Raw genomic sequence first — 26025 nt, 5'->3', positions numbered from 1 at the left:
GTGAGAGTCGGTCGCTTTAGGATTAAGGGGGAACATAGTTCACGTCTGTAACAAAACTTACTTAGCTTTGGCCTTCGATCTCCTTGCGAGCCGCTGGGAGGTTCGTTAGATGAGCTTTAGGGAACTTAGGGTCTATCTCTCTCATGGTCTCGAGAATAACCTCAAGGACGATCAGGTCTCTTAGCCACCTATGATCTGCGGGCACCACATACCATGGAGCATGTTTCGTAGAGGTCTCTGCAACCGTGTCGATATAGGCCCTTTGGAAACTCTCCCTCTTCCTCCTCGTCTCAAGATCTGAGGTCGAAAACTTCCAGTTTTTCTCCGGCCGGCTTAATCGCTCAAGTAGGCGTCTGTCCTGTTCTTGGAAGCTAATTTTTAGAAAAAACTTCAATATGTGGACGTTGTTGGCGCTCAGGTGAGTCTCGAAGTTCAATATGCTTTGCAAGCGTTCATCGATTGTATGCTTATCTAGCGCTGAGGTTGCTCTTGGCACTAGTACGTCTTCGTAGTACGAGCGGTTAAAGATCGTTATCTGCCCCATTTTTGGCGCCACCTTATGGATACGCCAGAGAAAGTCGTGTGCTAGCTCGTCTTCAGTTGGAACTTTGAAGGAGTGTACCTCTACACCTTGTGGGTTCACTCCCTCAAAGACCCTTCGGATCGTCGAGTCTTTGCCAGCGGTATCTAGCCCTTGGAGGACGATTAGCAGAGAACTTTTTGCTTCGGCCCAAAGTTTGGACTGATAACCCTCAATCTCTGGTCTTATCGCTTCGGCCGTAGCCTTCGCGCCCTTCTTTCCTAGACCATCTGGAACCTCATCGGGGTCTACGCTTTCTACAAACTCGACATCACCAGGGCTTACCTTGTACTTGGCCACATTCGGCAAAGCCAGTACCGATGCCTTCTTCATAGGTAGTAGTTGTAGAGGACCTGAGCTACCATAGAAGGTTTAGGAGCCCCCTCGACCTCCACGGTTACGTCGATTGCGGCCTGCGCACCCCCGTTTATCTCTGTAACTGAAGCAACTGTCGCACCAAGACGGATATTTGATCCCGAGGGAACTGGAGAAGGAAAGCGCACCCTATTGGTACCGTAGTTAACTCCCATGCTCACTCCTGCCACAGAGATCAACTCTGGTAAAAGCACTGGAAGTAGGGAGAGAGTCAGATACCCATGTGCGATGGTTTGACCGAAGGGGCCTTGCTTGGCCTTTTCCACGTCAACATGGATCCACTGATGATCGCCGGTGGCTTCTGCAAATGCATCGATCTGGCCTTGTGTAATTCGATGCCACGAAGTGTATCCAAGGTGTTTTCCCACTAATTCTCGCAGACCTTCGATACCTTCTATCTTTGTTGTTGTCATGACTACTTTCTATCACACCAAGGCCTAAGGTATGGCGCAGGAAAGATCAAAAAGTTCTCAATTTAAAAAGGAGAATGGGGTGCTGTGGTAGAGTTACGTCGTACGGGAAGCCGTATGACCCCAAGGAGGACGTAGTAGTTGTATTCGGTTACCTTCGATAACGTAAGAAAGTCGTTTGGGTCTGTTCATGCTCTAGATAGTGCAAGCTTTAACATAACTAGGGGCTCCTGTACCGCAATCCTGGGACCAAACGGAGCTGGTAAGTCCACGAGTATAAATATCATGCTTGGCATTTTGAAATCTGATGGTGGGGAAGTGGAGGTGCTTGGAACCACGCCTCATGAGGCGATGGCCAAAGGCCGTGTTGGTGCGATGATTCAATCAAACAGCGGAGTCGGTGTACCAGCCCAGATAAGAGTTGGTGAACTTATCTCTGTGATGCGCAAGCTTTATCCAAGGCCACTATCGTATAAAGAAGTTATAGAACTTAGTGCTTTGGAAGACCTTGAAGCTAGACGAACCGACAGGTTATCGGGCGGCGAAGCTCAAAGGCTATCGTTTGCCTAGCAATCTTGGGCGATCCTGAGTTGCTGTTCTTGGATGAGCCAACCGTTGCTATGGACGTTGAGGCTCGACGAGGTTTTTGGGATGTGGTGAGTCGGCTTCGGGAGAGGTCTAAGACGATTGTCTTTGCTACCCATTACCTGAACGAGGCGGATGAGATGGCTGACGAGATAGTCGTGCTCGCGCAGGGCAAGAAGGTTGCGTCGGGATCTCCCCAAGATATAAAGTCCCTGGTACACAGGCGCTTTGTCAGATTCAAGCTTGACGAAGACGACGTGGTCGATGATCTGGTTGCGGAGATCTCTACATGGCCATCAGTTCTAGAGGTAACGACTAGAGACAAAGAATTGACGGTGGTTGCAACCGACTCTGATCTAGTTGTTCGACAGCTTTTCCTTCGATCTGTGAATTTTGTCGGACTAGAAGTCAAGGGGGTTGATCTAGAAGAGGCATTTTTCACGTTGACAGAGGGACACATGGGGGTGGAAGTAGCGTGAAAGGATTTGTGGCGATCTCGATATTTGAGGTGAAGAGGGTGCTCAGGAGCAAGCCTTTCCTGATTACGACGATCGGTTTCCCAGCACTTTTCTACTCATTTTTCCTGAAGAACGCTCCCCATGGCGGTTCGACCCCCATCGACAATACGATCTGGAGTAAGTACTACATGGTCTCGATGGTTACTTACGGTACCATAGTGGCATCCTTTAACGCTGGGGGTGCGAGAATGGCTTCTGAGCGAGCTGCGGGATGGGTACGTAGACTTAGACTTACACCCCTTTCCGGGCCTAGATATGTCCTGTCCAAACTCATATCATCGATGGTGGTTACCTTGCCAACGATTTTGTTAGTCGAGGTTGTGGCTTCGGTCGTTGGGAAAGTTTCTCTGGGGGTGGGGACATGGGTGTCCATCACGTTTCTCAGTTGGGCGGCGTCTTTGGTCTTTTCTTCGCTGGGAGTCCTTATGGGATTTCTAACTACCTCAAACTCTACTCAAGGTATCTCCAACGTACTACTTTTTGGACTTACCTTTGTTGGAGGACTATTTACTCCTATTAAGTTCTTCCCGAAAGGACTTCAAGCGGTCGCAAAGTGGCTTCCTACTTACAACATGGCGACGCTAGGTTGGAGCAGGCTGGGTGTGAGCGTTTCCACCTTGCACTCCTTTCTGATACTTTTGGCTTACACCTTGGTCTTTTGTGTGCTTCTGTTGCGCCGTTATCGATCTGATCAGGCTGTTCTCGTCAAGTAACCACAGCTAAAGTCACGTTGCAAGTGAGTTAACACTATCAAAAGGTGCGTTTCGAGGAATAAAGTTGCAACTTATTGGGTAGTCACATCCACAGTATCGATTTGGCACTCTTCTTGTTGGGTGGGTTTTGCATCTCTTCGAAGTGGCTCATCCGAGAGTAGGGCTTTGAGGTACGCAGCGATCGGTAGGTGTAGTTCAACAGCCGCCTGGCGGTCCAAAAGAACCTTGCCCTAAAGCTGGATTGTCGACATAACCTATGTTTGCACTTCTGGAAATGGCTCCAAGGTGCACAACGTAGTAGACACCCCGCCAGGATATGAGGGACTCGATACCGATCGAGTGTTCCACACCATTTACCGAGTAAACCAGTCTTGAACCAGGTAGGTGCCAGTAGCCTTCCTTGTTGTAACAGTACCCAGGAACGATCCAAGCGGCATTGGCAGTTGGAGTTGCGACGTAGAGAAACTTAGGATCGCTTCCTTGGGACATGATCAGGTTGTGTGCTGCTTCAATATCCATAGTGAAGTGCTCCATGAGGCGATAGGCATAGTCTGGCCCGGGATCCGAGATGGCCTTTATTTGAAGGTAAGCTGCCAAGGGAAAAAACGCTTGAGTAGCATACGCCATATCGTCGTTGACTATACCTAGCCAGAGGGTTTGCATCATCTGCTGAAACTGTATTGTGTTGGTGGAGGGTTCTTGGGTTGTCTGTGGCAGGGTTCCTGGATCAATGGTCGTTGTTGTTGTGGGCGCAGATGTAGTCGATGTCGTTGAGGGGACCACATGTATGGTTGAAGCGGTCGAAACCGACTTATGCTGGGTGGTCGTAGGGAAAGAAGGTGGAGCAGTAAGGCCGCACCCAGACGCTAAGGTCGCAACTGTAATTAGTGACAAGATACGGTAGCGACTTCCTTTGTGTTTGACGGTCCAAGTAGGTGATGAAGATACGGTGTTTGGCCAGATCTGCACACAAAGATACTACCGTCGTCCAACCTTCCGAAGACTGTGGCCTCTTTATTTGCCTTTATTGGACTCAGGACCTTCTTATAGGTGGGTTCGCTTCGTGGCTCCCCCGCTAGGTTGATTGAGCGACATAGTGTTTGCAAGGAGAACGTGTGGTTAGAGACAGTCTTACCCACTTGGGAAGTGGTGAAAGTTCTTATAGGTATGACTCTCCATCGAGAGACATCATGGATGTATTTTCATCTCCAAGACCGGGGCGTGACTTTGTGATAGCACTTGAGTGCATGGAGTTCACAAGTCTTTGTCCGATTACGGGCCAGCCAGACTACGGCGAGATAGACGTAGTTTATGTGCCTGATCAGCTCTGCATAGAGAGTAAGTCGCTCAAGTTGTATCTAGGCGCTTACCGTAATCATGGCGCCTTCCATGAGGACTGCGTGAACTCTATTTTGGACGATATCGTAGCCGTCTGTGCCCCGGTTTTTATTCGCGTTATCGGCGACTTCAACGCACGGGGCGGTATCGCGATTAAGCCGGTCGCGGTCAACTGGGGAGAGGACATAGATGAGAATAGGCGAGGGGATGTGATGGAGATAGTACGGTCCTATGATCGTTTTAGCAGAAGTAAAAGGTAGGGAGCGATAAAACGTGGTTCGTGACTCTAGGAAAGTAACTGTTTTAGGCGCTCTAGCGTTTTTATTATTCTGTGGCACTATCGTAGGTGCCAACTGGATGATTGCACACGTCGGCCAGCCCGTTCCCGGTGGCCATCTCTTACCTGTGGGGTTCGGCCTCAAGGCGCCATCTGGTGTATATCTCGCCGGTGCAGCCTTTATAGCGAGGGACTTTGTTCAGCGTGCCCTAGGTCCAAAGTACGGCTTTGCAGCAATCGTTGTAGGAGCACTAATTTCGGTGCTTGTCTCGTCTCCGACGTTGGCGCTGGCCTCAGGGCTGACCTTCTTGGTCTCAGAAAGTACTGATTTCCTCATCTTTACTCCCTTACAGAAAAAGAGCTTCCCTGGCGCTGTACTGTTAGCTGGAGTGGTATCTGACGTTGTCGATTCGTATCTTTTTTTGACGCTTGCTCACATACCTTTACAGATAGCCTTCTTGGGCCAGGTGTTGGGAAAGACTTGGGTGACTCTACTAGGGGCAGGCGTATCTTATCTGATGAGACGATCCAGCTTTTTGAGTATATCTCCTGGAGTGCGTGGAGCTTAGCTACTGTAAGGCGCTGAGTTTGAGAAATACTCGATTTCGGTTACATTTATTGGTGTGAGTTCAGTTACAAAAGGTGCTGATGCACCGCTTCAACGAGAGATCGAGCGCTTCGGTGCGCAGGTTTTTAAGGCTGCGGGATCCAAGACGGGGATCAAAGAGCTACCACTTTTAGCCAGGCAGATGATGAGCTTTGCTATGGAGGATCCTGTCTTTAGATCCCAGTTATTTCGCCTTGTGGATGTTTTTCCGACGCTCAGAACCGACGAGGAGATCCTCTCTCATATGAAGGAGTACTTTGAAGGCGCCCAAGATGGGGGTCGCTTTGCTAAGATCGCCGCTGTCGGAACGAGATACGCTACCTCGTCCAAACTCTCCAGAGGAATAACACTGTCTTTGACGCGTAAAAACCTTGAAGGTGTTGCGCAACACTTTATCGCTGGGACCTCTCCAAAGGAGATATCTAAGGTACTTACTCGATATCGAGTTGAGGGTATTTTGGGGACGGTTGATGTCCTTGGTGAGAAAACTTTGACCGAACCGGAGGCCGCTGCTTATGCAACTAGGGTCGAAGAGCTTGCGGCGGAGTTGGAAAAAGCGGCATCGGGGTGGGAGTCTACCAAGCTTGACTTTGACACGAAAGGGGAGTTCCCAAAGAGTTCAATCTCTGTTAAGTCATCTGCGTTGTCGGCGCACTACCATCCCCTCAGCGCCTCGGTAGGTATAAGGGAGGTTGTAAATAGGTTCGAGACGGTTTTGAAAAGCTTTGGTGGCGACTCACTTATTGTGTTTTTGGATATGGAGGACTACGAAACAAAGCCGCTTACGTGGGAGGTGTTTTCCACTTTGGTGAGAGACCCACGTTTCATGGACTATCACCTAGGTTTGGTCGTGCAGGTCTATCTTAGGGAGTCACTTATCGATTTGAATAGGTTTGTCTCATTATCGCAAGAGCGTGTAAAGATGGGGGGCACGCCTCTTTGGGTGCGTGTGGTAAAAGGGGCCTACTTCGACAGCGAGCTCGTCAAGGCGGAGGCTGAGGGGTACCAGACGCCGACATTTGTTCATAAGGTAGACAGTGACTACAACTTTGAAAGAGCCGTAGATCTGCTTCTTGGGTCTATTGAATATATCAGACCGACGTTTGGCTCTCATAACGTACGGTCTATCTCCTATCTACACGCCAAAGCATCAGAGCTGAATGTTCCCTCAAGTGACTATGAGGTGCAGATGCTCTACGGTATGGCGGATGATCTCGCAAAGGCCGTTGCCGGGCTTGGCAAGAGAGTCAGAATGTATATTCCGATGGGAGAGTTAATTCCCGGAATGAGCTACTTGGTTAGGCGTCTTTTAGAAAACACTGCTAATGAAGGGTTTTTAAGGCAGGGTTTTGCTTCGAGAGGTAGTTACAAAGCTTTGTTAAAGGCACCGAAGCCAACCAGCGACTACTATCGACCGTCATCTTCCGAGCACCAGCTCGCCCTCGATCAACCCTATCAACACTTAGGCACACTTGAGTTTCACAGACCACATGTAAGTGCAGAGTTTGGACGTGCACTGCAGGCTATATCGAGTCGTTCCAAGCCCTATTTTCCGCTTACCGTTCCTTATGTTGGAGGAAGAGAAATCGATCGAGGTGCCAAGGAGGTCTCAATAAATCCTGCGCATCCAGGTGATGTAGTCTCTGAGGTCATCAACGCCACCTCCGAGTTAGTCGATGAGGCGGTGTCAGCAGCGATGGCAGCACTTTCGGATTGGTCCCGAACGCCGATTGAGCGGCGAGCCGGCTACCTAATGGAGGCGGCGAGGTGGATGCATGATCGTCGCAAGGAGATAGCCGCACTCGAAGTGCTCGAGGCAGGAAAACCCTGGAAGGAAGCGGACGCAGACGTTGTAGAGGCTATAGATTTCTGCAACTACTACGCCCATGAGATGGTGAGGCTGGGTAAGGGAGTTGGGCTTTTGTCCCCCAAAGGTGAGCATAATGATATGTTTTATCGACCTAAAGGAGTGGCGGCAGTTATTGGCCCTTGGAACTTCCCCCTTGCGATCCCTACCGGTATGACCGTAGCAGCCTTAGTGGCAGGTAACACTGTGGTACTAAAGCCCGCTGAGCAGACGCCAGCAACAGCTAAGGTGCTGGTGGATGCTTTTAGAGCTGTAGGACTACCCGATGGGGTCCTCAACTTCCTTCCAGGACCTGGTGAGGAGGTTGGTGCCCATCTGGTCAGACATAAAGACGTTGCTGTCGTGGCCTTTACAGGGTCCAGGTCGGTCGGGCTTGAGATAATTGAGACTGCCTCTAAATGGCAAAAAGGTCAGGTCCATATCAAGAAGGTGATCGCAGAGCTAGGTGGCAAAGATGCAATAATCGTCGATAGTGACGCAGATTTAGATCAGGTTGTGCCCGGTGTGATCTACTCAGCGTTTGGATTTTCGGGTCAAAAGTGCTCTGCTTGTTCGAGGTTGATTGTGCTAAGAAGCAGTGCAGAACAGGTTATATCCCGTGTTATCGGGGCGATGGACACACTGTTGGTTGGGGATCCTCAAAGACCTGAGACCGATATGGGCCCGCTTATCGACTATGCGAGCCAACAGCGCCTAAAGTACTACAGCGACATGGCCCAAAGTCAAGGTGAAGTGGCAACTGCTAAGCTTGCTATTCCCGATGAGGGATACTACGTTTTACCTTCTGTCGCTCTTGAGCTTCCAAAGGAGTCGCCGGTACTGACCGAGGAGATCTTCGGTCCACTTCTTGCCGTGGAGATAGCTGAGGACCTTGAAGAGGCTGTATGGCTGGCTAACAGTACAGACTACGCGTTGACGGCTGGACTGTTTTCTAGATCGCCGCAGAACATTGAGTTTATCAAGAACGAACTCCTAGCCGGAAACATCTATATCAATCGACATATAACGGGAGCTGTGCCGGGTCGACACCCATTTGGAGGCTTTAAGATGTCGGGGATCGGTTCGAAGTCGGGGGGTCCGGACTACCTGTTTCAGTTCCTGGATCCCTATGTGATCTCTGAGAACACAGTTAGACAGGGATTTACGCCCGATATCGTGAACTAATTAGACGCTGAATGAGTCTTATTGTTCACAAGTTACCGCCAGTTGGTTATCCCCCATGCCGGAACTCAGGGTAGTCTAACATTCCACCATCGACAACGATGGTCGTTCCTGTTATGTAACTAGCTAATGGTGAACATAAAAAGGCGACTACTTCGCCGATCTCGTGCGGTTCACCGGGACGACCAAGAAGTATCTTGCTATCGAGATCCTTGAGGGACGCAGGTGAAGACCATGCATCCTTATTGATCTCGGTCTTAATGGCTCCTGGCGCAACAGCAACGACTCTTATGTTGAGGTCTCCAACCTCTTGTGCAAGAGTCTTGGTGAGCATAGAGAGAGCTGCCTTTGAGGCTGTGTAAGCGCTATATCCACTCCAGGGTATGAACTCATGGACAGATGTCATATTCACGATAGTCCCCCGCTGATTTTTGGTCATATCTTTGAGCGCCTCTTTTGCACAGTAAACTGACCCAAAGAGATTAACCTTGATCACACTCTCCCACCTCGATATGTCACAGGATGCAAGGGTCTCGCGACTGCCGTCGACACCGGCGTTGTTGATCAAAATGTCGATATCACCAAAGGCTGACCTGATTTCAGAGAAGGCGTTTGTTACAGAGCTGTAGTCTGAGACGTCTGTAGAGACCGCGATTATTTCGCTATCTGGTCCTCCGAGAGTCTCTATGAACTTTAAAGCTTCGACTTTCTTTGATGGGTGGTGGCAGATTGCAACTCTAGCACCGCACTGGGACAAAGCCTTGGTGGAGGCAGCCCCCAGTCCAGAGTTACCACCGGTGACCACAGCCACTTTCCCACTTAGATCTAGCTTTAACAACTTGACTCCCTTCTTTACGGACTGTCGTCGCGCTGATTCGAGGCACTTGGAACCCGCATATATCTAGTTGTTCGGTAACTCTGCCAATGTCTTATAGATGCACCTAAGAGTTTTGCCATGATGTTTAGATAACCCTAGGTGATTTCGTCGGTAAGTGTCAAAACGAGAGGCAATTCGTCCTTGGCTGTGTGACGATTCGAGTTCTCCGCTTTGTCATCTCTGCGAAAGTGATCTCGGTAGACCTAAAGGTAAGCGATGTTCTTCCTTTGTGAAGTGGAAAATGAGCGCTTCTGGATTCGCTGGACCATCGGGAGATCTCTGTAGTGCTATCAGGCGACTTGTACAAGAACTTCCATGTAGCCTGTGAGAACGTTCTTTTCATGGTTAACTAACGCCCGCATATGGAACTGTCCACAGATCGAATCATCTAAGACCATCTACCTTTTCCCCATAGCGTAAGTTGATAGTTGCAAGGGCAGGAGAGTCCTATCACTTGTTCGATAAATTAGTGACGGCTTGTCACTTGAAGTGCTTTAGGTTGCCCGGAGCAATCAGGGGTCTGATACTTGGAACTTCGCTAAATGGCACGAATATCGTTACTGGACCAGATCCACACGCAGCCACCGTACATGAAAGATATTCAAAGTCCAGTCCATCGGGGATGATATGGAATCCACTGTAACTCTCGATCTGCGTGAAACCATAGGGGTTGCCTTGAGTTGGCGGACCGTACTTTGACATGATGCTCCTTTGCACAGTTGTAAGTATCTCTCTAGTCATCTGCCTCGTGGAGACGATCGAGCTTAGTGTTGCGATTCGATTCGACGGAAGATCGATATTTACGGTGTAGTAAGAGTGCTGGTATATACCTTTGGCGAAGTTGTAGGAAGCGAGTACACTCAATGAGACGTAACGTCTATCTTGGAACATTTCCACGGGCGTAAGGATCATACTGTAGATTTTCCCATGCTGATCTGCCAACGAGTCATCTAACCCGCACATGTCGTTGACCGCCTGGACGTACTCAACGCCCCAACGGTTCTCTGCATCTTCTATCAAGGTGGTAGCCTTCATATCTACTGATCGACCAACCTTGACAAGGGGATAGGCGTAGCTAAGGTGTATTAGGCCCCCATTTATACTTTGAGAGATATGTACTAAACCTCCATCTTTCATAGTTGCAGAGGATGGGAGCATCGAGTTGTGATGCGACGCGTGTTGTATCGATGCAACAACCGCTACAGTCAGCACGGCTGCCGATACGGTTAGTGTGTTTCGACGTTTCATAGAGCTCCAACTTCGAGATGAATATCACTTAGAGTAGTCGGAGCGATATGAACACCACTTTAGGTGAGATTAGTTTTCGAGGTGTAGGTTTTGCCTAGCTTGAGTCGTTGTACCCTCTAGTTGTTCTAGCCTCTTATGCAAAGCTATCTGAGGTTGTTGGAACTTTGGTGGGTAAGTTTCCCCGATAGCCTTTGAGTGGAGACTAATCGTTAGAAGACTCATCCAGGACTACCAGTAAGTCTTTCAGTCCAACTTGGTCCCCAGACTTTACCCGTATCTCCGTTACGACCCCATCATTGGGTGCGGTGATGACGTGCTGCATCTTCATAGCTTCAAGAGATAAGAGAGGGTCCCCCGCTAGAACCTTGTCGTTAGCGAGTACGTATACCTCCACTACTGTACCGGGCATAGGAGCAAGTAATGACCCTCGGTGTTCTTGACGTTGAGTACTTGGAAATCGATCGCTGATCCTTGCGTTTACCGATCCCGCCGGGCCATTGACGATGTATGTACCATCGCCGTTCTCGTGGATCCAAAAGTTGTAGAGTCTGCCGTTGCCCTCAAATCTGACGTAGTGTTCATCAAGGCAGTCGATCTTTGGATCTCTAATCTCTCTTTCGTCCACTTTGACGGCCAGCTTCGGTCTAAAACCATAGGAGACCAAAAACTCTTTATCTCCAACGCTTACCCTCTCTGAGAGGTCCGAGTTATAGACGTTGCGCCAGGCAAAGGGTATTTCATGTAGAGATGTGCGCCTTTTTGACCTTTTGTTCGACACGTAGAGAACAAGGGCGGAGAGGTAAAGATTCATGTCGTCTGTGTCGAGCTGGAGAGTTTCAATGAGCGTAGCCGGCGTGTGGCGCAACAAGTACGCGGTGTCGATGTCGCCGCGCAAAAACTCCTCTTCTTTCAAAATCGCTCTTATAAGCGATGTGTTGGTGGGAACTCCTGCGATCTGAGCTCGCCTTAGCGCAAGCTCTAGTTTCGACGCTGCCTGTTCTCTCGTATCTGCGAAGGCGATAACTTTAGCCAGCATTGCATCGTAGAAACTCGAGACCGATGTGTTGCTCTCAAAGCCGCTGTCGACCCTGACGGTGTCTATGTCAAATGAAAAGTCTCGAAGTTGTCCCGCTTGAGGAGTGTAGTTGTCGAGTGGGTCTTCTGCGTAGATTCGTGCCTCGATGGCCCACCCTCTTTGGGCAGCCTCTCTAATCTCTTTAGATAACGGCTCACCTTGCGCGATTCGGAACTGCTCTTTGACCAGGTCCAGTCCCGTTACCATCTCTGTTATGGGATGTTCGACCTGTAGCCTAGTGTTCATCTCAAGAAAATAAAAAGCTCCATCGGGGCTAAAGATAAACTCAACGGTTCCAGCGCCTACGTAGGAGACAGCCTTACCCGCCCTAACCGCCGTCTCAAGAAGGCTTGTTCGCTGTTCCTGGTTCAAAAGTGGTGAGGGCGACTCTTCGATTATCTTTTGATATCTGCGCTGTAAGGAACACTCGCGCTCAAATAGATGAGCAATATCTCCGAACCTATCGCCAAAAATCTGCACCTCGATGTGCCTTGGGCGTTCTATATAAGGCTCGACGAAGACAAGTGGGTCCCCAAAGCTCGAAAGGGCTTCTCGCTGCGCAGCCCTTATAAGAGATAGGGCCTCAGAGGGAGAGGTTAGGATTCGCATACCCCTTCCACCCCCGCCGTAAGCTGCCTTCACCAAGAGTGGATAGGGTAGACGACTTAGAGTCTCAACATCGACCTCTGAGTCCTTGTCTATCACTACCTGAGGGAGAGTGGGAACGTAGGCGTCTTGCATGAGAGCCTTAGCCTCTGTTTTCGAGCCCATAGTTCGAATGGTATCCGACGAAGGACCAATAAAGGTTACTCCAGCGCTCTCGATAGCACTAGCAAACTTGGCGTTCTCGGAGAGAAATCCGTATCCTGGATGGACAGCATCGGCTCCAGATCGTTCTATCGCTTCCATTATCGCCTCTATGTTGAGGTAGGTATCTCTTGGGTACTGTCCGGGGATCCTGAGTGCAAGAGTCGCTTCTCTCACGTAAGGCAGCTCATAATCGGGGTCGGAGTATATCGCTACCGTCTCGATTCCCAACTCATGAGCGGTTCGAAATATACGGGAAGCGATCTCGGCTCGATTTGCCACTAACACTCGTTTGATACTTCTGCTGCTCATAGCTACATACGGAATACTCCGTAACCCTTTCTTCCTGAAACTGTCTGAGAGTGAACTGCTGAGAGGGCCATGCCAAGTACGATTCTCGTATCCCTAGGGTCTATGATCCCATCGTCATAGACCTTTCCACTCATGAAGAAGGCCTCGGACTCGCGTTCGATCTGATCCTCAATGGCCTTTCGATTGGCGGCATCAGCCTCTTCGTCGAAGGGTTTGTTGAGTGATGCGGCGGACTCTCTAGCTACTATCGACATCACGCCAGCTAGCTGTTGGGGACCCATGACTGCGACCTTTGCGTTGGGCCACATAAAGAGAAATCTTGGGTCGTAAGCTCGTCCGCACATTCCATAGTTACCTGCCCCGTAACTGGCTCCAATTATTAGAGTTATGTGCGGAACCGTTGAGTTGGTGACAGCGTTTATCATCTTTGCGCCGTCCTTTATTATTCCAGCCTGCTCGTAGTTCTTTCCCACCATGTATCCCGTTGTGTTTTGAATGAAGATAAGTGGCGTGTCGCTTTGATTTGCAATCATTATGAACTCGGTAGCCTTTTTAGCCTCTTCGTTGAATATCACTCCTCTAGCGTTGGCTAGTATGCCGACTGGGTAACCGTGAATCGAAGCCCATCCTGTCACCAAAGAGGTGCCATAGGTTGCTTTATACTCATGGAACCGGGATCCATCTGCAACTCTGGCGATCACCTCATGTGGGTCTACGGGTTGCTTTAAGTCGTAGGGTGCTATCGCAAGAAGTTCGTCTTGATCGTACATCGGGTCGTCCGATCTAACGCTCGGACCAGGGCCAAGTTTTCTCCAGTTGAGGTCGTACACGATCTCTCGCCCGATCCTGATGGCGTCTATCTCGTTGCGCGCAAAGAAGTCAGAGAGTCCAGATGTACGGGAGTGCATCTCTGCTCCACCAAGCTCCTCGTCGTTCGACTCTTCGCCGGTAGCCATCTTCACTAGAGGCGGACCTCCGAGAAAGACTTTTGCACCTCGATCGACCATCACCGTGTAGTCTGACATTCCAGGAACATAGGCTCCACCAGCGGTAGAGTTGCCAAAGACGATAGATATCGTAGGTATGCCTAGACCCGAAAGGCGAGTTAGGTCTCGAAAGATCTGGCCAGCAGGGACAAAGAGATCGGCTTGCGTAGGAAGGTCTGCGCCTCCAGACTCGACAAGGTTGATTACAGGAAGACGATTTACACGCGCTATCTCGAGAGCCCTTAGGTTCTTCCTGAGGGTGTAGGGATTCATCGATCCACCACGGACCGTAGGTTCATGGCAGATCACGACGCACTCAACGTCGCTGACGACGCCAATTCCAGTAATTATGGATCCACCTATGTGGAAGTTAGTGCCGTACGCTGCAATCGGTGATAACTCCAAAAACGGCGAGTCTGGGTCGAGAAGCAGCTCTAACCTCTCTCTAGCTAGAAGTTTTCCTCTTTTCTTGTGCCTTGACACGTAGCGCTCGCCACCACCAGCGGCTGCCTCTGCCACAAGTTGGTTGTAACGTTCGAGCAACTCCATAATCTTTTTACGATTCGTGATAGCTGCTTCGGACTGCGGATCGAACGAACTTATAATCTGATCTCGCTCTATCGCGGCTTTGTTCCTGATCACCCTACCTCCGAGATGCGAACCTGAATCTAATGCTATCAGGACAACTATCCCTTCAGTCAAACCTCGGGGCACCAACGATCAAAACGAAGGCAGCGATAGAGCCATAAGGATGTTCTTGTCAGGGTCTCGGCTAGGTCTAAAGGTTCTTCGATATCTCCCTCAGGTGACTGTGTACTCCTCGGTAGATTTCAGCTGATCGGAGATACTCCTTTGACACCTTTGCTACAGAGGTGTAGTTTGTGTCACATACGTTCGCAAGCGGCGAGGTTACAGCCTGAGAGGCAAACTGATAAGCGTCCATGGCGGAAAGACCTAGGAGTTCCATGAGCCAAAGAACCATGTCATGCTGGGCGACCCGAAAGGCGTCTTCCAGTGGTCGCGCTGATCCCGTGGTCATAATGTGGGTATCACTTTCGAGTCTGGGCCAAGGTGTCGCAACATCTTTGATAAGTTCGATTACCACCTTGGTGTTCATCGCACACTCCACGGCTACACCGCATGTCTCCCCCTCTCCCTGACGGGCGTGTCCGTCTCCAAGTGAAAAAAGCGCACCTGGCACATTGACTCCGATATAGCAGGTCACTCCGGCGCGCATCTCGGGGGTATCTAGGTTGCCGCCGTGGGAGTCTGGTACAAGAGCCGATCTTACCTCAAGGTTTGCAGGAGCAACGCCTACGGTTCCGTGCATCGGCTCCAAGGCAAAGTTGTGTGAGAAGGCGCTGTCTTTTGCATGAAACCTGCATATGCGCTTGTCCTTGTCGATCTCCCAGATCCAGGTGATCTCTGGAAGTGGGCTTTGTAAGGTAGCGGTAGTGCGGGTGGATGTTAGTGCTCCGAACAGTGGGACCGTAGAGGAGACGGCCCAGTCTCTAGCAGGCTCTATAGAGACGAAGTGGATAGCCAGCGTGTCGCCTGGTTCCGAGCCGTTTATGTAAAACGGCCCTGTCTGGGGGTTTAAGAAAGGGAACTCGCAGACCTGGGAGACCAAATCGGCAGTAGATCGCACCCGACCGGCAAAACAGTCTTCGGTGTATAGGTCCAAAACAGTCCCAGGATCGATACTCATCGCAGGCGACGCGCCTCCAAAAGTCCATACGTACTGCTCTGGCCGGGGCTCAAATCTGACCACCTCTTGCACGGCTTTTCTCCTCCGTTCAATATGTCTGTTACTGATAATCTACATTATTCCAAAACTTCGTTAATTTACCTACATGAAACTACTTCGATGATATCCCCATGAAGGTTCACTAACGATAGCCCCGGAGTCAAAGACAGGTCTTTGATGAGTGGTTAATCCTTGATCGATCCTTGCCGTGCGTGTTGGTAGGGCATTAGTAGGGGTCAGGTGATCCAAAGCTTGCTCTTTGGAATTAGAAGCCTCATCTCAGTTCCACGTCCGGAGGGGGTAATTGGAGATCGATAGTCAACCTGGAATCCAAGAGCTTTGGCTAGCTGTCCGACGATAAGAAGACCTATTCCGCTACCTGGCTTGGAAGAGGTCCTCGGTGAGCGGTACTGCTCCTTAAAGACCTTTGCACTGTCCTCTGCTGCAATTCCTGGGCCATCGTCTCTTACGGAGACGACCACGTTGTCGTCGTCCTCAGAGACTCCAAGGTAGACCGAGCCTGAGGCAAACTTAAAAGCGTTGTCTAAGTAGTTTGCGATAATCTGCATGAAGCGCTGTGGGTCCGTCTCAAGCGTTAGGGCTCTTGAGATGCCTTCAAATTGAAACTCGACCTTGGACTCCTTGGACCGCAGGGCGTAAGCGTTTGCCAGATCGCTAATCAACTGAGTCAGTTCGCAGGTGGTTATCTCTAAAGAGAAGGTGGGAGACTGTACCTTAGCAAGCTCAAGCAGGTCCCCAACAAGACGTTCAAGGCGGCGTGACTCCTTTAGGATCGTCTCAGCTGCCCGTTTTGGATCGTCCACGGCGTCGTCTAATATGGACTCAGAAAAGCCGACGATCGAGGTGAGAGGGGTCTTTAGATCGTGGGAAACGGAGAGCAAAAACTGCTGTTCCTTCTCCTTAGACTCAGCAAGCTCATCGGCCATTGTATTTATTGCAAAGGCGAGATCTTGAAGCTCTTTATCTGCGTCTTCGCCAAGGGTAACCTTGGCACCAAGGTCACCCTTGGCGATCCGTTTGGTGACCTCAATTAGTGAATACAGCCCACTTGTAATTCGGTCCGATATGATGCTGGAGATCAGATAGGCGAATAACAACACCAAAGCGCTTACCGTCAAAAGGTAGGCGATGGAGATGGCGCTACCGGGGATAATTCGTGCGAGAACGATAACTCCCGTCAGGGAATGAAAGAGTGGCTTGGCAAGGGGGAAGGGGCGTGCAAAGTACAGACGATTGTGCGATATCCACGTTACTACGTGTCCCTTCAGCAATAGCTTTGGCTTGATGAGACTCGCAGGTATCCTTGCGATTTGATGTCCCAAAACCTTACCGGTGGGTGAGATCACACCAAGGAGAGCACCTCCAAGCCTGCGACCCTGTAGCAGATCGAGGTAGAACTTAGAAGGCGCGCGCTGGGCAAGAGTAACGAAGATGGCGCTAGAACGAGACAAAATAGTGATCGTTTGATCCTTGTCGATTCGGTTCGTCACAAGAAGTACACCTAGTCCGGCAGCTAGAACGGTCACCGCTACGGCTGCCACGAAGGCCACTACTAACTTGCGTTTCATCGTTGAGCCAGTTTTCTTGTCAGTCGAGCCGGTATCCCACTCCCCAAACCGTTGCAAGGGGAAACTCATCCGTGAGTTTTTTACGAAGTTGTCTGACGTGAACGTCTACTGTTCGATCGTCACCGTACCACTCGGGACCCCAGACTCCGTCGAGTAGCTGTTTTCGGGTGAGAACCAGGCCTCGATTTTGAAGGAGAAAGGCGAGCAGATCGAACTCTCGGGTTGTCAAGGCCACCGGTTCTCCAAATAGAGTAACTACCCGACGCTTTTGATCGACGACCACTCCGCCCAAGGTGAGAGTGTCTGTGTTTGTAACAGGGGAGTGGTTGTACCTGCGCAGTATCGACTTTATCCGGGCGGTCAGTTCTCGAGGCGAAAATGGTTTTGTTACGTAGTCGTCTGCTCCAAGCTCAAGACCGAGTACCCGGTCCAACTCTGCGTCCCTTGCTGTCACCATGACGATCGGGGTGTCTGATGTTTTGCGGAGTGCTCTACATACGTCCAATCCATCCAGAGCGCCTGGAAGGTTTAGATCCAAGACGACGATGTTGGGCTTTAACTCCGCTATTAGAGCCAACGCCTCGGCTCCTTGAGTGGCAACCGATACCTCAAAGCATTCCTTTGTTAGATAGGTTCGAAGGAGATCAGCGATCGAGTTATCGTCCTCCACAACGACCACTTTTGCATTGGTGTCCATAGATGCAGATGAGCATAGTAAGTAATTGTTATGAAAGTACTTCGGAACTACTAAGAAGACCTATTGGGACGGCTTTCAGATTTCACCTCTTGTAAGAAAATTTATGTTAGTTGTCTCCTACCTTTGGCGTCGATGGGTAGAAGATGAGTTTTGTAAGTGGTGATGCTGTGGTATCTCCTACTTGAGCAAACCCTGAGGTGTCAAGAGAAGCGTTAGGGTATCGATGTTATAGTCGGGGGCGACCTAAATAAATAGAAGAAGTGGCAGCGCACTGATCAACCAGCTAACTAATGAGATGGAGGCGATAAACCTCCGTGAGGGCTTTGAGCCCCAGAGAACTACCACGGCCAGTATCCACGATAGCGAGACAGAGCGGAGATAGTTGGTGTTTCCCCATATCTCGCTAGAGAGAGATAGAGAGGCTAATACGGTTACCAACCAGGCAAGCTTTTCCCAAGGCGTTGCCTTGCTATGCCTGTACTGAGCAGCTGCAACTGCTTGCGTTGTAGCCCATGAAGCGCTCTGGCCAAGCCAGAGTAAAGATGACAGTTGGTTGATATCAGACAGTCTTTCAGCCAAGGCTTCGATCGGGGCAGCCAAAGGAAAGTACAGGTTTGCTGCTAGGTCTGATTTTAGCCCAACCTGGTGGACGTTCAAAAATGTGACAACTCCCCAAAAAGCATAAACAAATGCCGGAACGATCCATATGTAAGGCGGAAAAGGAGCTTTGTGCCGGTCAAACCTTGGGGAGATAACGTATCTATGACACCACAGCCAATAGATGCCGATGGCGAATACTACCAAAGTAGCGGTTTCTCGGGTGATGACCGAGTAGGAAAAGGCTAAGGTTGCAAGCTTCCATCTCTGTCTTCTCATAAAGTACAGTGCTGCAAGTACAAACACCGTTCCCGTTATCTCCGTCAAGTCTCTTGAGATCGAGAAGGTGAAGCCAAAGTAACCCGCTGGAAGAAGTCCGTAAAAAGGCGAGATCTTGGCGTCTTTTGCCATATGCGCGCCTAAGAAAGCTATCGCGCCAACTGCTAAGAGGTTGGTGTAGACAAGAGATGCAGGAACTAGTGCCTTATCGAAGGCGGCTAGTACGAAGACTATGAGTGGGTAGCCGATTCTTGATGGTCGATAAGGAGTGTCAAAGGTTATTCCAAATGCATGTTCATTCAGGTTGAACGGGTCTAGCGACATTCTGAAGTAGAACTGTCCGTCGTACCCTGGCCCGTTTACCTGAGGTAGATGTTGGATAGGCAGCGCATGTCTGTCTACAAAGCTGTTCCCCAGGACGATGAAGGCTGCGATGTTTCCTTTCGCTGCAAAGACGGTCCGAACGACCACAAAGATCGCGTAAGCAACGACAGCCATAAGCGCGGCTAAAAGCGGCGTCTTTGACGCATCGCTCTTGATGGATGGGTAAGAGTGGTGATTCACTTAGGAGTTCCGTCCTAAGCCATAAGCCTTCATATCGCTTTTTTCATCGTATTAGTCTGGAGCCTCCTAAGTGCGTCCCCCCCCACTGTTGTCATAGTAGTGTGCAGCTCTACTGTGACACGCGTAAAGTTGTTCTTGCGGAAAGGTGCAAAATTCCTGTTGAGGGAGGATAGATGTTATAGAACTGTTAAATATTGTGTAAGGGATGTCTACTGAACAGCTCGTCATGCGTTATCTGTAAAAGTGCCTCGATCATTGGGTAGGCTTTTATCCAATGGCTACATACTTAGATGAGATCGCCGCATTCCATAGGGATCGCGCACGCAGAGACGATCGTGATGAAAGAGAGCTTTATCGAGCGGCTGAAAAGGTGCAATCGCCAACCTCGTTCAAAGACGCTCTGACCTTAGGTGACCAGGTTGCTCTAATCGCCGAGATCAAACGAAGGTCGCCCTCAAAGGGGGTCATAGCTAAAGAGATCGATCTAGGGGAGATGGTTTCACACTATGTCGCAGGCGGAGCGAGCGCCATCTCTGTGCTAACCGACGAGAAGCACTTTGGAGGTTCCATGGATGACCTTATAACGGTAGGAACCCTCTGCAATCTGCCCCTCTTGCGTAAAGACTTTACCGTGTCAGTCAAGGACGTATTGGATGCGAAGATTTGGGGAGCCTCGGCGGTACTGCTTATAGTGGCGATACTAGCTCCTGGTGAGCTTGTAGAGCTTCTAAAGGTAGCGAAAGACCTAGGGGTCGATACGTTGGTTGAGGTGCACACGCTCGAAGAGCTCCACCGTGCTTTAGAGATTGGCACAGATATTGTGGGGGTAAATCAAAGGAACCTTCATACCTTTGAGGTTGACTACGAGTTAGCGGTAAAGTTAATTGAGGAGATACCTTCGGGGATATGTAAGGTTGCGGAGTCTGGAATCTCCAATAGGGAACAGATAGAAAGAGTTGCCGCCGCGGGGTGTGACGCAGTACTGGTTGGAGAGTCTTTGATGCGATCCAGGGGTAATGGTGATCTGGTTTCAGCTCTTTCCACTGTCCCTAAGCGAGGAAGATAATAGATGTTCGTAAAGATTTGTGGCATTACTAACGCTCAAGACGCTCTGCTAAGTGTGGCGCTTGGTGCCGATGCCCTCGGGTTCGTTTTTGCCTCATCTCCTCGGCAGGTGACTGTAGATCAGGTTAGATCTATCCACTCTCAGATCCCTTCTTCTGTTATGACCTTTGGAGTCTTTCTTGGCGAACGGCCCGAGAAGATCGTTGAGATCACCCACACCCTGGGCCTATCAGGTGCTCAGATACACGGAAACTACCTACCGGAGCAGATCGACCATATCTCGGAGAGAGTGATGTACACAGTTAGGGCGATCGTTGCTGGGCGAGAGCGCCTAGAGAGAGTGAAGTCTTTTAGTGCCTGGGCTATACTCGTCGACTCACCGTCGCCAGGGTCGGGACAGGTGTTTGACTGGTCGTTGGTAGAGGCTGTTCCAGAGCGGACGAAGATGATCGTGGCCGGTGGACTCACGCCAGAAAACGTCAAGGAAGCAGTTAGTGTACTTCGGCCATTTGGAGTTGACGTCTCAAGCGGCGTTGAGTTAGAACCGGGGAAGAAAGATCCTATGAAATTGCGAAAATTTATTGCGCAGGCTAGGAGTAGTGATGACATCGATTCAGACGATCTCGATGTTCGCTCTCGAAAAGATGCTGTCTCAGACGACGAAGATGTGGTTCCTTACAACTGGGAGATAGGTAGATGAATACATTGATGGGCCAGCCTCACAACGGTAGGTTTGGGGAGTTCGGCGGCCGATTTGTGCCCGAGTCCCTCTTTAGGGCATGCGAAGAGGTTGAGTCGTTCTTTGAGAAGTTCTGGGCCGACGACGACTTTGTAGAAGAGTACCGGCAGATTCTTTCAGAGTATGCAGGAAGACCTACTCCTCTTACCCATGCGAAACGACTGTCGAGCCAGTTGGGAGTGGAGGTATTTCTAAAGCGAGAAGATCTCACCCACACTGGTTCCCACAAGATTAACAACGTTATAGGGCAGGCTCTCTTGACGGTGAAGATGGGCAAGTCGAGGATAATTGCCGAGACAGGAGCCGGTCAGCACGGCGTGGCGACCGCTACAGCAGCGGCCCTATTTGGGCTGGAGTGTAAGGTATACATGGGAGAGGTAGATGTAAAGAGGCAGGCTCTCAACGTGTTTCGTATGCAACTCCTCGGCGCTGAGGTGATCCCTGTCTCCTCTGGGTCCAAGACACTTAAAGACGCCGTCAATGAGGCGATGAGAGCGTGGGTGTCGGAGCTGGATACTACCCATTACTGTATAGGCTCAGTAATGGGTCCCCACCCTTACCCTTACATGGTTAGGGAGTTTCAGAGGGTAATCGGAGAGGAAGCCTCTGACCAGTTCAGGTCGCAACATGGGGGGTCACCGGACTTTGTACTGGCCTGTGTTGGCGGGGGATCCAACGCCGCTGGTACCTTTGCAGGCTTTGTAGACTCGACGGCAAAGCTAATTGGGGTTGAACCTGAGGGTGGTGCGGCGATCGGCAAAGGTGCTCCAGGGGTAGTCCATGGGATGCGTTCGAATCTTCTGCAGGACGAGTTCGGTCAAGTCGAAGAAGCAAAGAGTATCTCGGCGGGACTTGATTATCCGGGTGTGGGTCCGGAACACTCTTATCTTGCGTCGATAGGGCGCGCCTCTTATCGTGCCGTCTCAGATGATGAGGTTCTAGAGGCCGTCGTGATGCTGTCACGGCTGGAGGGCATAGTGCCGGCGTTGGAGCCAGCTCACGCAGTAGCTTATCTAGCTCGAGAGGCGGGCAAGGAGATACCTAAAGGCTCTAAAGTTGTTCTCACGATGTCCGGTAGGGGAGATAAAGACGCTGAGGTGGTTGCGTCCATGATCGGTGCAAGGCTTGGGGAAAGATGATATCACTGGAGAGCTCTTTAGAACTTAAGCGATTGCAGGGTTCTAAGTTGTTGGTGCCCTACATTACAGGGGGACTGGATGACGAGTGGACAGATGTTCTTCGAGCTGTAGTCGATGCGGGTGCGGATGCTGTTGAGATTGGAGTTCCTTTCTCAGACCCTATGATAGACGGACCTACCGTGCAGGAGGCATCTCAACGTTCCCTTGATAGAGGTACAACTCCGCTTAGCGTCTTTAGCGAACTCAGGGGAATAGACCTCGGTGTCCCTACAGCGGTGATGACCTACTACAACGTAGTGCACCATGCGGGTCCCAAACGATTTGCCGGCTGGATGGTAGATGCTGGGGTCTCAGGTGTAATACTGCCTGATCTCTGTTTCGAAGAGAGCGATCCTTGGAGGTCGGTGGCTGATGCTCTTAGACTCGAGACCGTGCAGCTGGTAGCACCTTCTACGGCGGAGGATCGCGCCAAGAAACTCTGTGATGCCTCGAAGGGGTTTGTCTATGCAGTTGGAGTTATGGGGACGACGGGCGAACGTGCAAATGTTCAAGAGTCAGCTTTGGAGATAGCAAAGAGGCTGAAGTCGCTAAGTGAAAAGACGATCCTTGTGGGTATTGGAGTCTCCAACCCCGAGCAAGCTAGCGCTGTATCTGAGTTTGCCGACGGCGTGGTGGTGGGTTCAGCGCTTGTGCGCAGGCTACTGGAGGGTCAAGGACCGAAGGGGGCTTATGGCTTTGTATCAGAGTTACGAAGTGCGTTAGACGGCTAAAGTAATGGTCTACGACCCTTTATGTGGTCTCTGTGAGCTGGCCAAGATTACCCAGTGGCTTTATGAAGACGACACGATCGTTGTCATATTGTGTGAGTCGTGCGAGGTCCCCATGGCAGTACTAAGGGATCATAGAGTGATGGTGGAAGAATCGCTTAAAGATTCAATCAGAGTTCGCCTAGTTGAAGCGGCAAGTGAGATTTTCGATTCTAAAGAGTTCTTCATCGACGAGACCATGCGTCAGATTCCTGACCATCTCCACATGCATGCAAGACCAAAGAGTAGGCCGTGGTGGTTCTGAAGGGAGAAAGTGTCTTTCAGGGACGATTTAGGCGCGATTTTAGTGTACCGAGTGGAGACCTTTTGCTTGCGGCCACTTTTCGCGAACGGCTGTGTTCTTCCATCCTCTTCCTGATTAGTTCTCTTCTTTCTTGTAGTTCCCGGTAGGTGATCTGCTCTACAGACCCATCGAGACCCAGGCTACCTTTGACGCCGTCTAGGTCAATCGGCATGGATGTGACGTCAACCCCTATCTCTTCTGTTATGACTGTCCCGTACTTAGACGTGAAGTATGTAACTAAGTACATTATCTCCTGAAATATATCGATGTCAGGCGCTAAAAACGCAATAGAGGCGTTTAGAAAGAGCATGTTCTTTACGAAGAGAATGAGTTCCTTGGGTAACTTTGCCCCGTAACCCAACAACGCTTTGGTGATGTCTCTTATCTCGGCCATCAGCTCGTCTGGACTCATCTGAGTTGGATCTTTAGCAGGCTGATCGAGGGCTAAGTCTTTGATGACCTCATCTATGTTGGTGTCTCTGGGTAGGGCACCTAGGTCTCTCAACGCCGCAACCTGCATCTTTATGTCGTTGGTTGTGCCTCCAAACATCAGCTTTAGGAATGCGACGCGCTTGGACTCCTCCAAGCGGCCGGTCATTCCGAAGTCCAATAGAGCGACCTTCCCATCGGATTGCACGAGTAAATTTCCCCCGTGCAGGTCTCCGTGGAACACGCCATGCAAAATTGCGCCTTCCAGGAAAGATATGAGTGCGGCGCGAACTACTTTTTGAGTATCGATTCCGGCGTCCGTCATTGAGTTGACGTCATCCCAGTTGTACCCTGAAAGACGTTCCATCACTAGAACCTTCTTGGTGACAAGCCTCGGATGCGGCCGTGGTACCACTATAGACCTTTGGTCTGTCTCGGCTAGGATCTCGGCAATATCTAACATGTTGGCCGCTTCAAGCCTGAAGTCGAGTTCCTCTACAATTGTTTCAGCAAAGAGTTCAACAAACGCTGGAGGATTAGCCAGAGCTGCAATTGGGATTCGACCTACTAACTGCGGTGCTATCCAAGACATTGCGGCTAAGTCTTTGCGAACAAGATCAGCGACGTTAGATCTTTGCACTTTGACAACGACGTCCTCCCCGCTGCGCAAGGTAGCAAGATGTACCTGTGCTATCGATGCTGCAGCGATCGGAGTCTCCTCGAACTTGGAAAATATATCTTCTAAGTCGGCTTGGAACTCCGACTCAATGGTCGTTCTGACGGTCGCAAAGTCCTGCGGCGTTACATGGTCTCGTAGCTGCTTGAACTCCTGGACGAGTTCGTCTGGAAAGATTCCTTCTCCTGCCGATATGATCTGGCCGAGTTTGATATAGGTGGGGCCAAGTGCCTCAAAGGAGTTTCGCAGCCGCCTTGAGATCCCTTTGCGAGAGTTCGACTGTCCCTTCTGCTTGTCGATAAACTTCCATAGGAGAAGTGCGGAACCCAAACGAAACCCTGTGCCTAAAACTCGTTGGGTCGGTGGTAAGGATCTGTGTCGAATTAGCCTTGGAACCGACGCCTTAGAACGAGCTCTAAGCGAAGATGTCATCGGCAGCCACTCGATCTTGTCTAGATCCAGGTTCCATGGTCCCTTCGGGGTGAAAGATGCGTAAGAGTAGTCTTTGCTAGGTGTAAGGTCTTCCCGCATGTCTTCATCTATCGATTCTTGATTCGCCAGCACATCTCCATGCTAGTTGGCGCTGGTGTTTTGCTGCTGTATAGTTGCTGTGAGTGAGATCCAGGTCTTAGGAAGTGCACCTTGTTCCAGACCACGAGATCAACTAGTTCCTCAGAGGTTCTCCTCTAGGGAGAGATTAACCATCATTTATCACTTGATCGAAAATTTTATGAGGGATAAAATGAAACTGTATGTAGTAAGGGTGGGGGAAAAATGAGTTACGTCTACGAAGATAACGTCGCCAGGCCTACCGATTTGGAGGTAAGCTACGAGGGATACGTAAGCAGAATCTCAGTTGGCCTGAGGTTTGTTCTAGCGTTACCGCATATATTTCTTTACCTGGTCCTTTCGCTTGTGGTTGGCTTCGCTGCCCCCTTTATCTGGCTGGCTACGCTCGTAATGGGGCGGCTTCCAAAATTCGGGGTAAATGTTTTTGCTTACCTGACCGGCTACTATGCTCGGCTAATCTCCTACCTCTACTTCCTCTCAAATAAATACCCCCCGTTGCTTGGTGCCGCAGAAGATTATCCGGTGAAGGTAGAGTTCACGCCAGCGAAGATGGGGCGTCTATCGATCCTGTTCAGGGCAGTGCTAGCCTGGCCTGCGTTATTTATTGGACAACTGTTGTCGTCGGGACTGTTTTTCGTAGGCGTCGTTGAATGGGCGATGGTCGTGATCTTGGGTGAGGTGCCGATCTCGATCTTTTTGGCGAACTACGCAGCGATACGTTTTATCATTCGAGCGCAAGCGTGGCTTTTGATGCTGAGCTCTATTTATCCAAACGGTCTCTTCGGAGAAGACTTTAGGGTCCAGATAGCTAGAGACGTAAGTAAAGAGTTGTACAGCTTAGATGCGGGAAGTAAGGTTGTGCCTAAGTTTTCTGAGGAGAAGTTGCAAAGCCACACTAAGACCTCTAAAGTACTCGTAGCGGGGATGCTGGTCGTTGGCCTTGTTGTGTCTGCTGCAACGCAAGGTTCTAGCATTTCTGCATCTACCTCAACAAGTTCATCAATAACGCAGTTCCACAATTCAAAAATAACGCAGTCCCACAGTTCAAAGTCCTTAGTTATCGCGCCCTAGTCAGCTCTATTGCGACA

24 protein-coding genes are annotated in these 26025 nt (G+C 50.3%); 12 read left to right on the top strand and 12 right to left on the bottom strand.

What is annotated here, in order from left to right; translation table 11 throughout:
- Nucleotides 1-61 precede the first annotated feature (61 nt).
- Together BUA24_RS01250 and BUA24_RS01245 are read right to left on the bottom strand one after the other, a co-directional pair.
- Nucleotides 62-913: a PPK2 family polyphosphate kinase gene (locus tag BUA24_RS01250; RefSeq protein WP_072787952.1), complete on the bottom strand. Its 852-nt coding sequence runs from the start codon at nucleotides 911-913 to the stop codon at nucleotides 62-64.
- Complete coding sequence (locus tag BUA24_RS01245; RefSeq protein ID WP_072787950.1) at nucleotides 910-1368, bottom strand: MaoC family dehydratase; 459 nt, start codon at nucleotides 1366-1368, stop codon at nucleotides 910-912. Before BUA24_RS01245 ends, BUA24_RS01250 begins: the two co-directional genes overlap by 4 nt.
- A 138-nt stretch (nucleotides 1369-1506) precedes the next feature.
- Between BUA24_RS01245 and BUA24_RS11830 the strand changes: the two genes are divergently transcribed.
- From BUA24_RS11830 to BUA24_RS01235, 3 genes are read left to right on the top strand one after another with little or no spacing between them, the layout of a single operon-like run.
- Complete coding sequence (locus tag BUA24_RS11830) at nucleotides 1507-1935, top strand: ATP-binding cassette domain-containing protein (RefSeq protein WP_084660050.1); 429 nt, start codon at nucleotides 1507-1509, stop codon at nucleotides 1933-1935.
- A 5-nt stretch (nucleotides 1936-1940) separates the two neighbouring features.
- Complete coding sequence (locus BUA24_RS11825; RefSeq protein ID WP_084660049.1) at nucleotides 1941-2429, top strand: hypothetical protein; 489 nt, start codon at nucleotides 1941-1943, stop codon at nucleotides 2427-2429.
- Entirely contained in the window at nucleotides 2426-3181 is a 756-nt protein-coding gene (locus tag BUA24_RS01235; protein WP_072787948.1) for an ABC transporter permease, read from the top strand. The genes BUA24_RS11825 and BUA24_RS01235 overlap by 4 nt, the downstream gene beginning before the upstream one ends.
- Nucleotides 3182-3376: 195 nt before the next feature.
- Here the strand turns inward: BUA24_RS01235 and BUA24_RS12065 are convergent, their stop codons facing one another.
- Complete coding sequence (locus tag BUA24_RS12065) at nucleotides 3377-4150, bottom strand: hypothetical protein (RefSeq protein WP_143146317.1); 774 nt, start codon at nucleotides 4148-4150, stop codon at nucleotides 3377-3379.
- 146 nt (nucleotides 4151-4296) lie between these two features.
- Between BUA24_RS12065 and queF the strand changes: the two genes are divergently transcribed.
- The 3 genes from queF to BUA24_RS01210 are packed head-to-tail and all read left to right on the top strand — an operon-like array spanning nucleotide 4297 to nucleotide 8434.
- Nucleotides 4297-4779, top strand: coding sequence for a preQ(1) synthase (gene queF / locus BUA24_RS01220; protein ID WP_072787944.1), 483 nt, complete (start codon nucleotides 4297-4299; stop codon nucleotides 4777-4779).
- Nucleotides 4780-4792: 13 nt separating this feature from the next.
- On the top strand, nucleotides 4793-5365 hold the full coding sequence (locus BUA24_RS01215) for a VUT family protein (RefSeq protein WP_072787942.1): 573 nt from the start codon (nucleotides 4793-4795) through the stop codon (nucleotides 5363-5365).
- 54 nt (nucleotides 5366-5419) lie between these two features.
- Nucleotides 5420-8434 carry a proline dehydrogenase family protein gene (locus tag BUA24_RS01210; protein WP_072787940.1) on the top strand — a complete coding sequence of 1005 codons (3015 nt, stop codon included), beginning with the start codon at nucleotides 5420-5422 and terminating at the stop codon, nucleotides 8432-8434.
- Nucleotides 8435-8480: 46 nt separating this feature from the next.
- Here BUA24_RS01210 and BUA24_RS01205 read toward each other — a convergent pair whose 3' ends face one another.
- From BUA24_RS01205 to BUA24_RS01170, 8 genes are all read right to left on the bottom strand, one after another.
- Nucleotides 8481-9269 carry a glucose 1-dehydrogenase gene (locus BUA24_RS01205; RefSeq protein ID WP_072787938.1) on the bottom strand — a complete coding sequence of 263 codons (789 nt, stop codon included), beginning with the start codon at nucleotides 9267-9269 and terminating at the stop codon, nucleotides 8481-8483.
- A 519-nt stretch (nucleotides 9270-9788) separates the two neighbouring features.
- Nucleotides 9789-10556, bottom strand: coding sequence for a hypothetical protein (locus tag BUA24_RS01200; protein ID WP_072787936.1), 768 nt, complete (start codon nucleotides 10554-10556; stop codon nucleotides 9789-9791).
- A gap of 202 nt (nucleotides 10557-10758) precedes the next feature.
- Nucleotides 10759-12750: an acetyl/propionyl/methylcrotonyl-CoA carboxylase subunit alpha gene (locus BUA24_RS01195; RefSeq protein ID WP_072787934.1), complete on the bottom strand. Its 1992-nt coding sequence runs from the start codon at nucleotides 12748-12750 to the stop codon at nucleotides 10759-10761.
- Between the two features lie 2 nt (nucleotides 12751-12752).
- Entirely contained in the window at nucleotides 12753-14285 is a 1533-nt protein-coding gene (locus BUA24_RS01190) for an acyl-CoA carboxylase subunit beta (RefSeq protein ID WP_084660075.1), read from the bottom strand.
- A gap of 229 nt (nucleotides 14286-14514) precedes the next feature.
- Nucleotides 14515-15516, bottom strand: coding sequence for an acetamidase/formamidase family protein (locus tag BUA24_RS01185; protein WP_072787933.1), 1002 nt, complete (start codon nucleotides 15514-15516; stop codon nucleotides 14515-14517).
- Between the two features lie 203 nt (nucleotides 15517-15719).
- On the bottom strand, nucleotides 15720-17072 hold the full coding sequence (locus BUA24_RS01180) for a HAMP domain-containing sensor histidine kinase (RefSeq protein ID WP_072787931.1): 1353 nt from the start codon (nucleotides 17070-17072) through the stop codon (nucleotides 15720-15722).
- 19 nt (nucleotides 17073-17091) lie between these two features.
- Nucleotides 17092-17769, bottom strand: coding sequence for a response regulator transcription factor (locus BUA24_RS01175; protein WP_072787929.1), 678 nt, complete (start codon nucleotides 17767-17769; stop codon nucleotides 17092-17094).
- Nucleotides 17770-18012: 243 nt separating this feature from the next.
- Complete coding sequence (locus tag BUA24_RS01170) at nucleotides 18013-19209, bottom strand: hypothetical protein (protein WP_072787927.1); 1197 nt, start codon at nucleotides 19207-19209, stop codon at nucleotides 18013-18015.
- 274 nt (nucleotides 19210-19483) lie between these two features.
- Between BUA24_RS01170 and trpC the strand changes: the two genes are divergently transcribed.
- From trpC to BUA24_RS01145, 5 genes are read left to right on the top strand one after another with little or no spacing between them, the layout of a single operon-like run.
- Nucleotides 19484-20275 (top strand): indole-3-glycerol phosphate synthase TrpC, encoded by a 792-nt coding sequence (gene trpC, locus BUA24_RS01165; protein WP_072787925.1) that lies wholly within the window; start codon nucleotides 19484-19486, stop codon nucleotides 20273-20275.
- Nucleotides 20276-20278: 3 nt separating this feature from the next.
- Nucleotides 20279-20974 (top strand): phosphoribosylanthranilate isomerase, encoded by a 696-nt coding sequence (locus BUA24_RS01160; protein ID WP_072787923.1) that lies wholly within the window; start codon nucleotides 20279-20281, stop codon nucleotides 20972-20974.
- On the top strand, nucleotides 20971-22152 hold the full coding sequence (gene trpB / locus BUA24_RS01155) for a tryptophan synthase subunit beta (RefSeq protein ID WP_072787921.1): 1182 nt from the start codon (nucleotides 20971-20973) through the stop codon (nucleotides 22150-22152). The genes BUA24_RS01160 and trpB overlap by 4 nt, the downstream gene beginning before the upstream one ends.
- Nucleotides 22149-22922, top strand: coding sequence for a tryptophan synthase subunit alpha (gene trpA, locus BUA24_RS01150; RefSeq protein WP_072787920.1), 774 nt, complete (start codon nucleotides 22149-22151; stop codon nucleotides 22920-22922). Before trpB ends, trpA begins: the two co-directional genes overlap by 4 nt.
- 4 nt (nucleotides 22923-22926) lie before the next feature.
- On the top strand, nucleotides 22927-23223 hold the full coding sequence (locus BUA24_RS01145) for a hypothetical protein (RefSeq protein WP_072787918.1): 297 nt from the start codon (nucleotides 22927-22929) through the stop codon (nucleotides 23221-23223).
- Between the two features lie 16 nt (nucleotides 23224-23239).
- Here BUA24_RS01145 and BUA24_RS01140 read toward each other — a convergent pair whose 3' ends face one another.
- Nucleotides 23240-24931 carry an ABC1 kinase family protein gene (locus tag BUA24_RS01140; protein WP_072787916.1) on the bottom strand — a complete coding sequence of 564 codons (1692 nt, stop codon included), beginning with the start codon at nucleotides 24929-24931 and terminating at the stop codon, nucleotides 23240-23242.
- Nucleotides 24932-25141: 210 nt separating this feature from the next.
- Here BUA24_RS01140 and BUA24_RS01135 point away from each other — a divergent pair, with 210 nt between their 5' ends.
- Nucleotides 25142-26008 carry a DUF4389 domain-containing protein gene (locus BUA24_RS01135; protein ID WP_072787914.1) on the top strand — a complete coding sequence of 289 codons (867 nt, stop codon included), beginning with the start codon at nucleotides 25142-25144 and terminating at the stop codon, nucleotides 26006-26008.
- Nucleotides 26009-26025 lie beyond the last annotated feature (17 nt).

Source organism: Ferrithrix thermotolerans DSM 19514 (assembly GCF_900128965.1).
GTDB classification, from domain to species: Bacteria; Actinomycetota; Acidimicrobiia; order Acidimicrobiales; family Acidimicrobiaceae; genus Ferrithrix; species Ferrithrix thermotolerans.
Note: the sequence above shows the minus strand (reverse complement) of the source record. Positions and strands in the feature narration are given on the sequence as shown.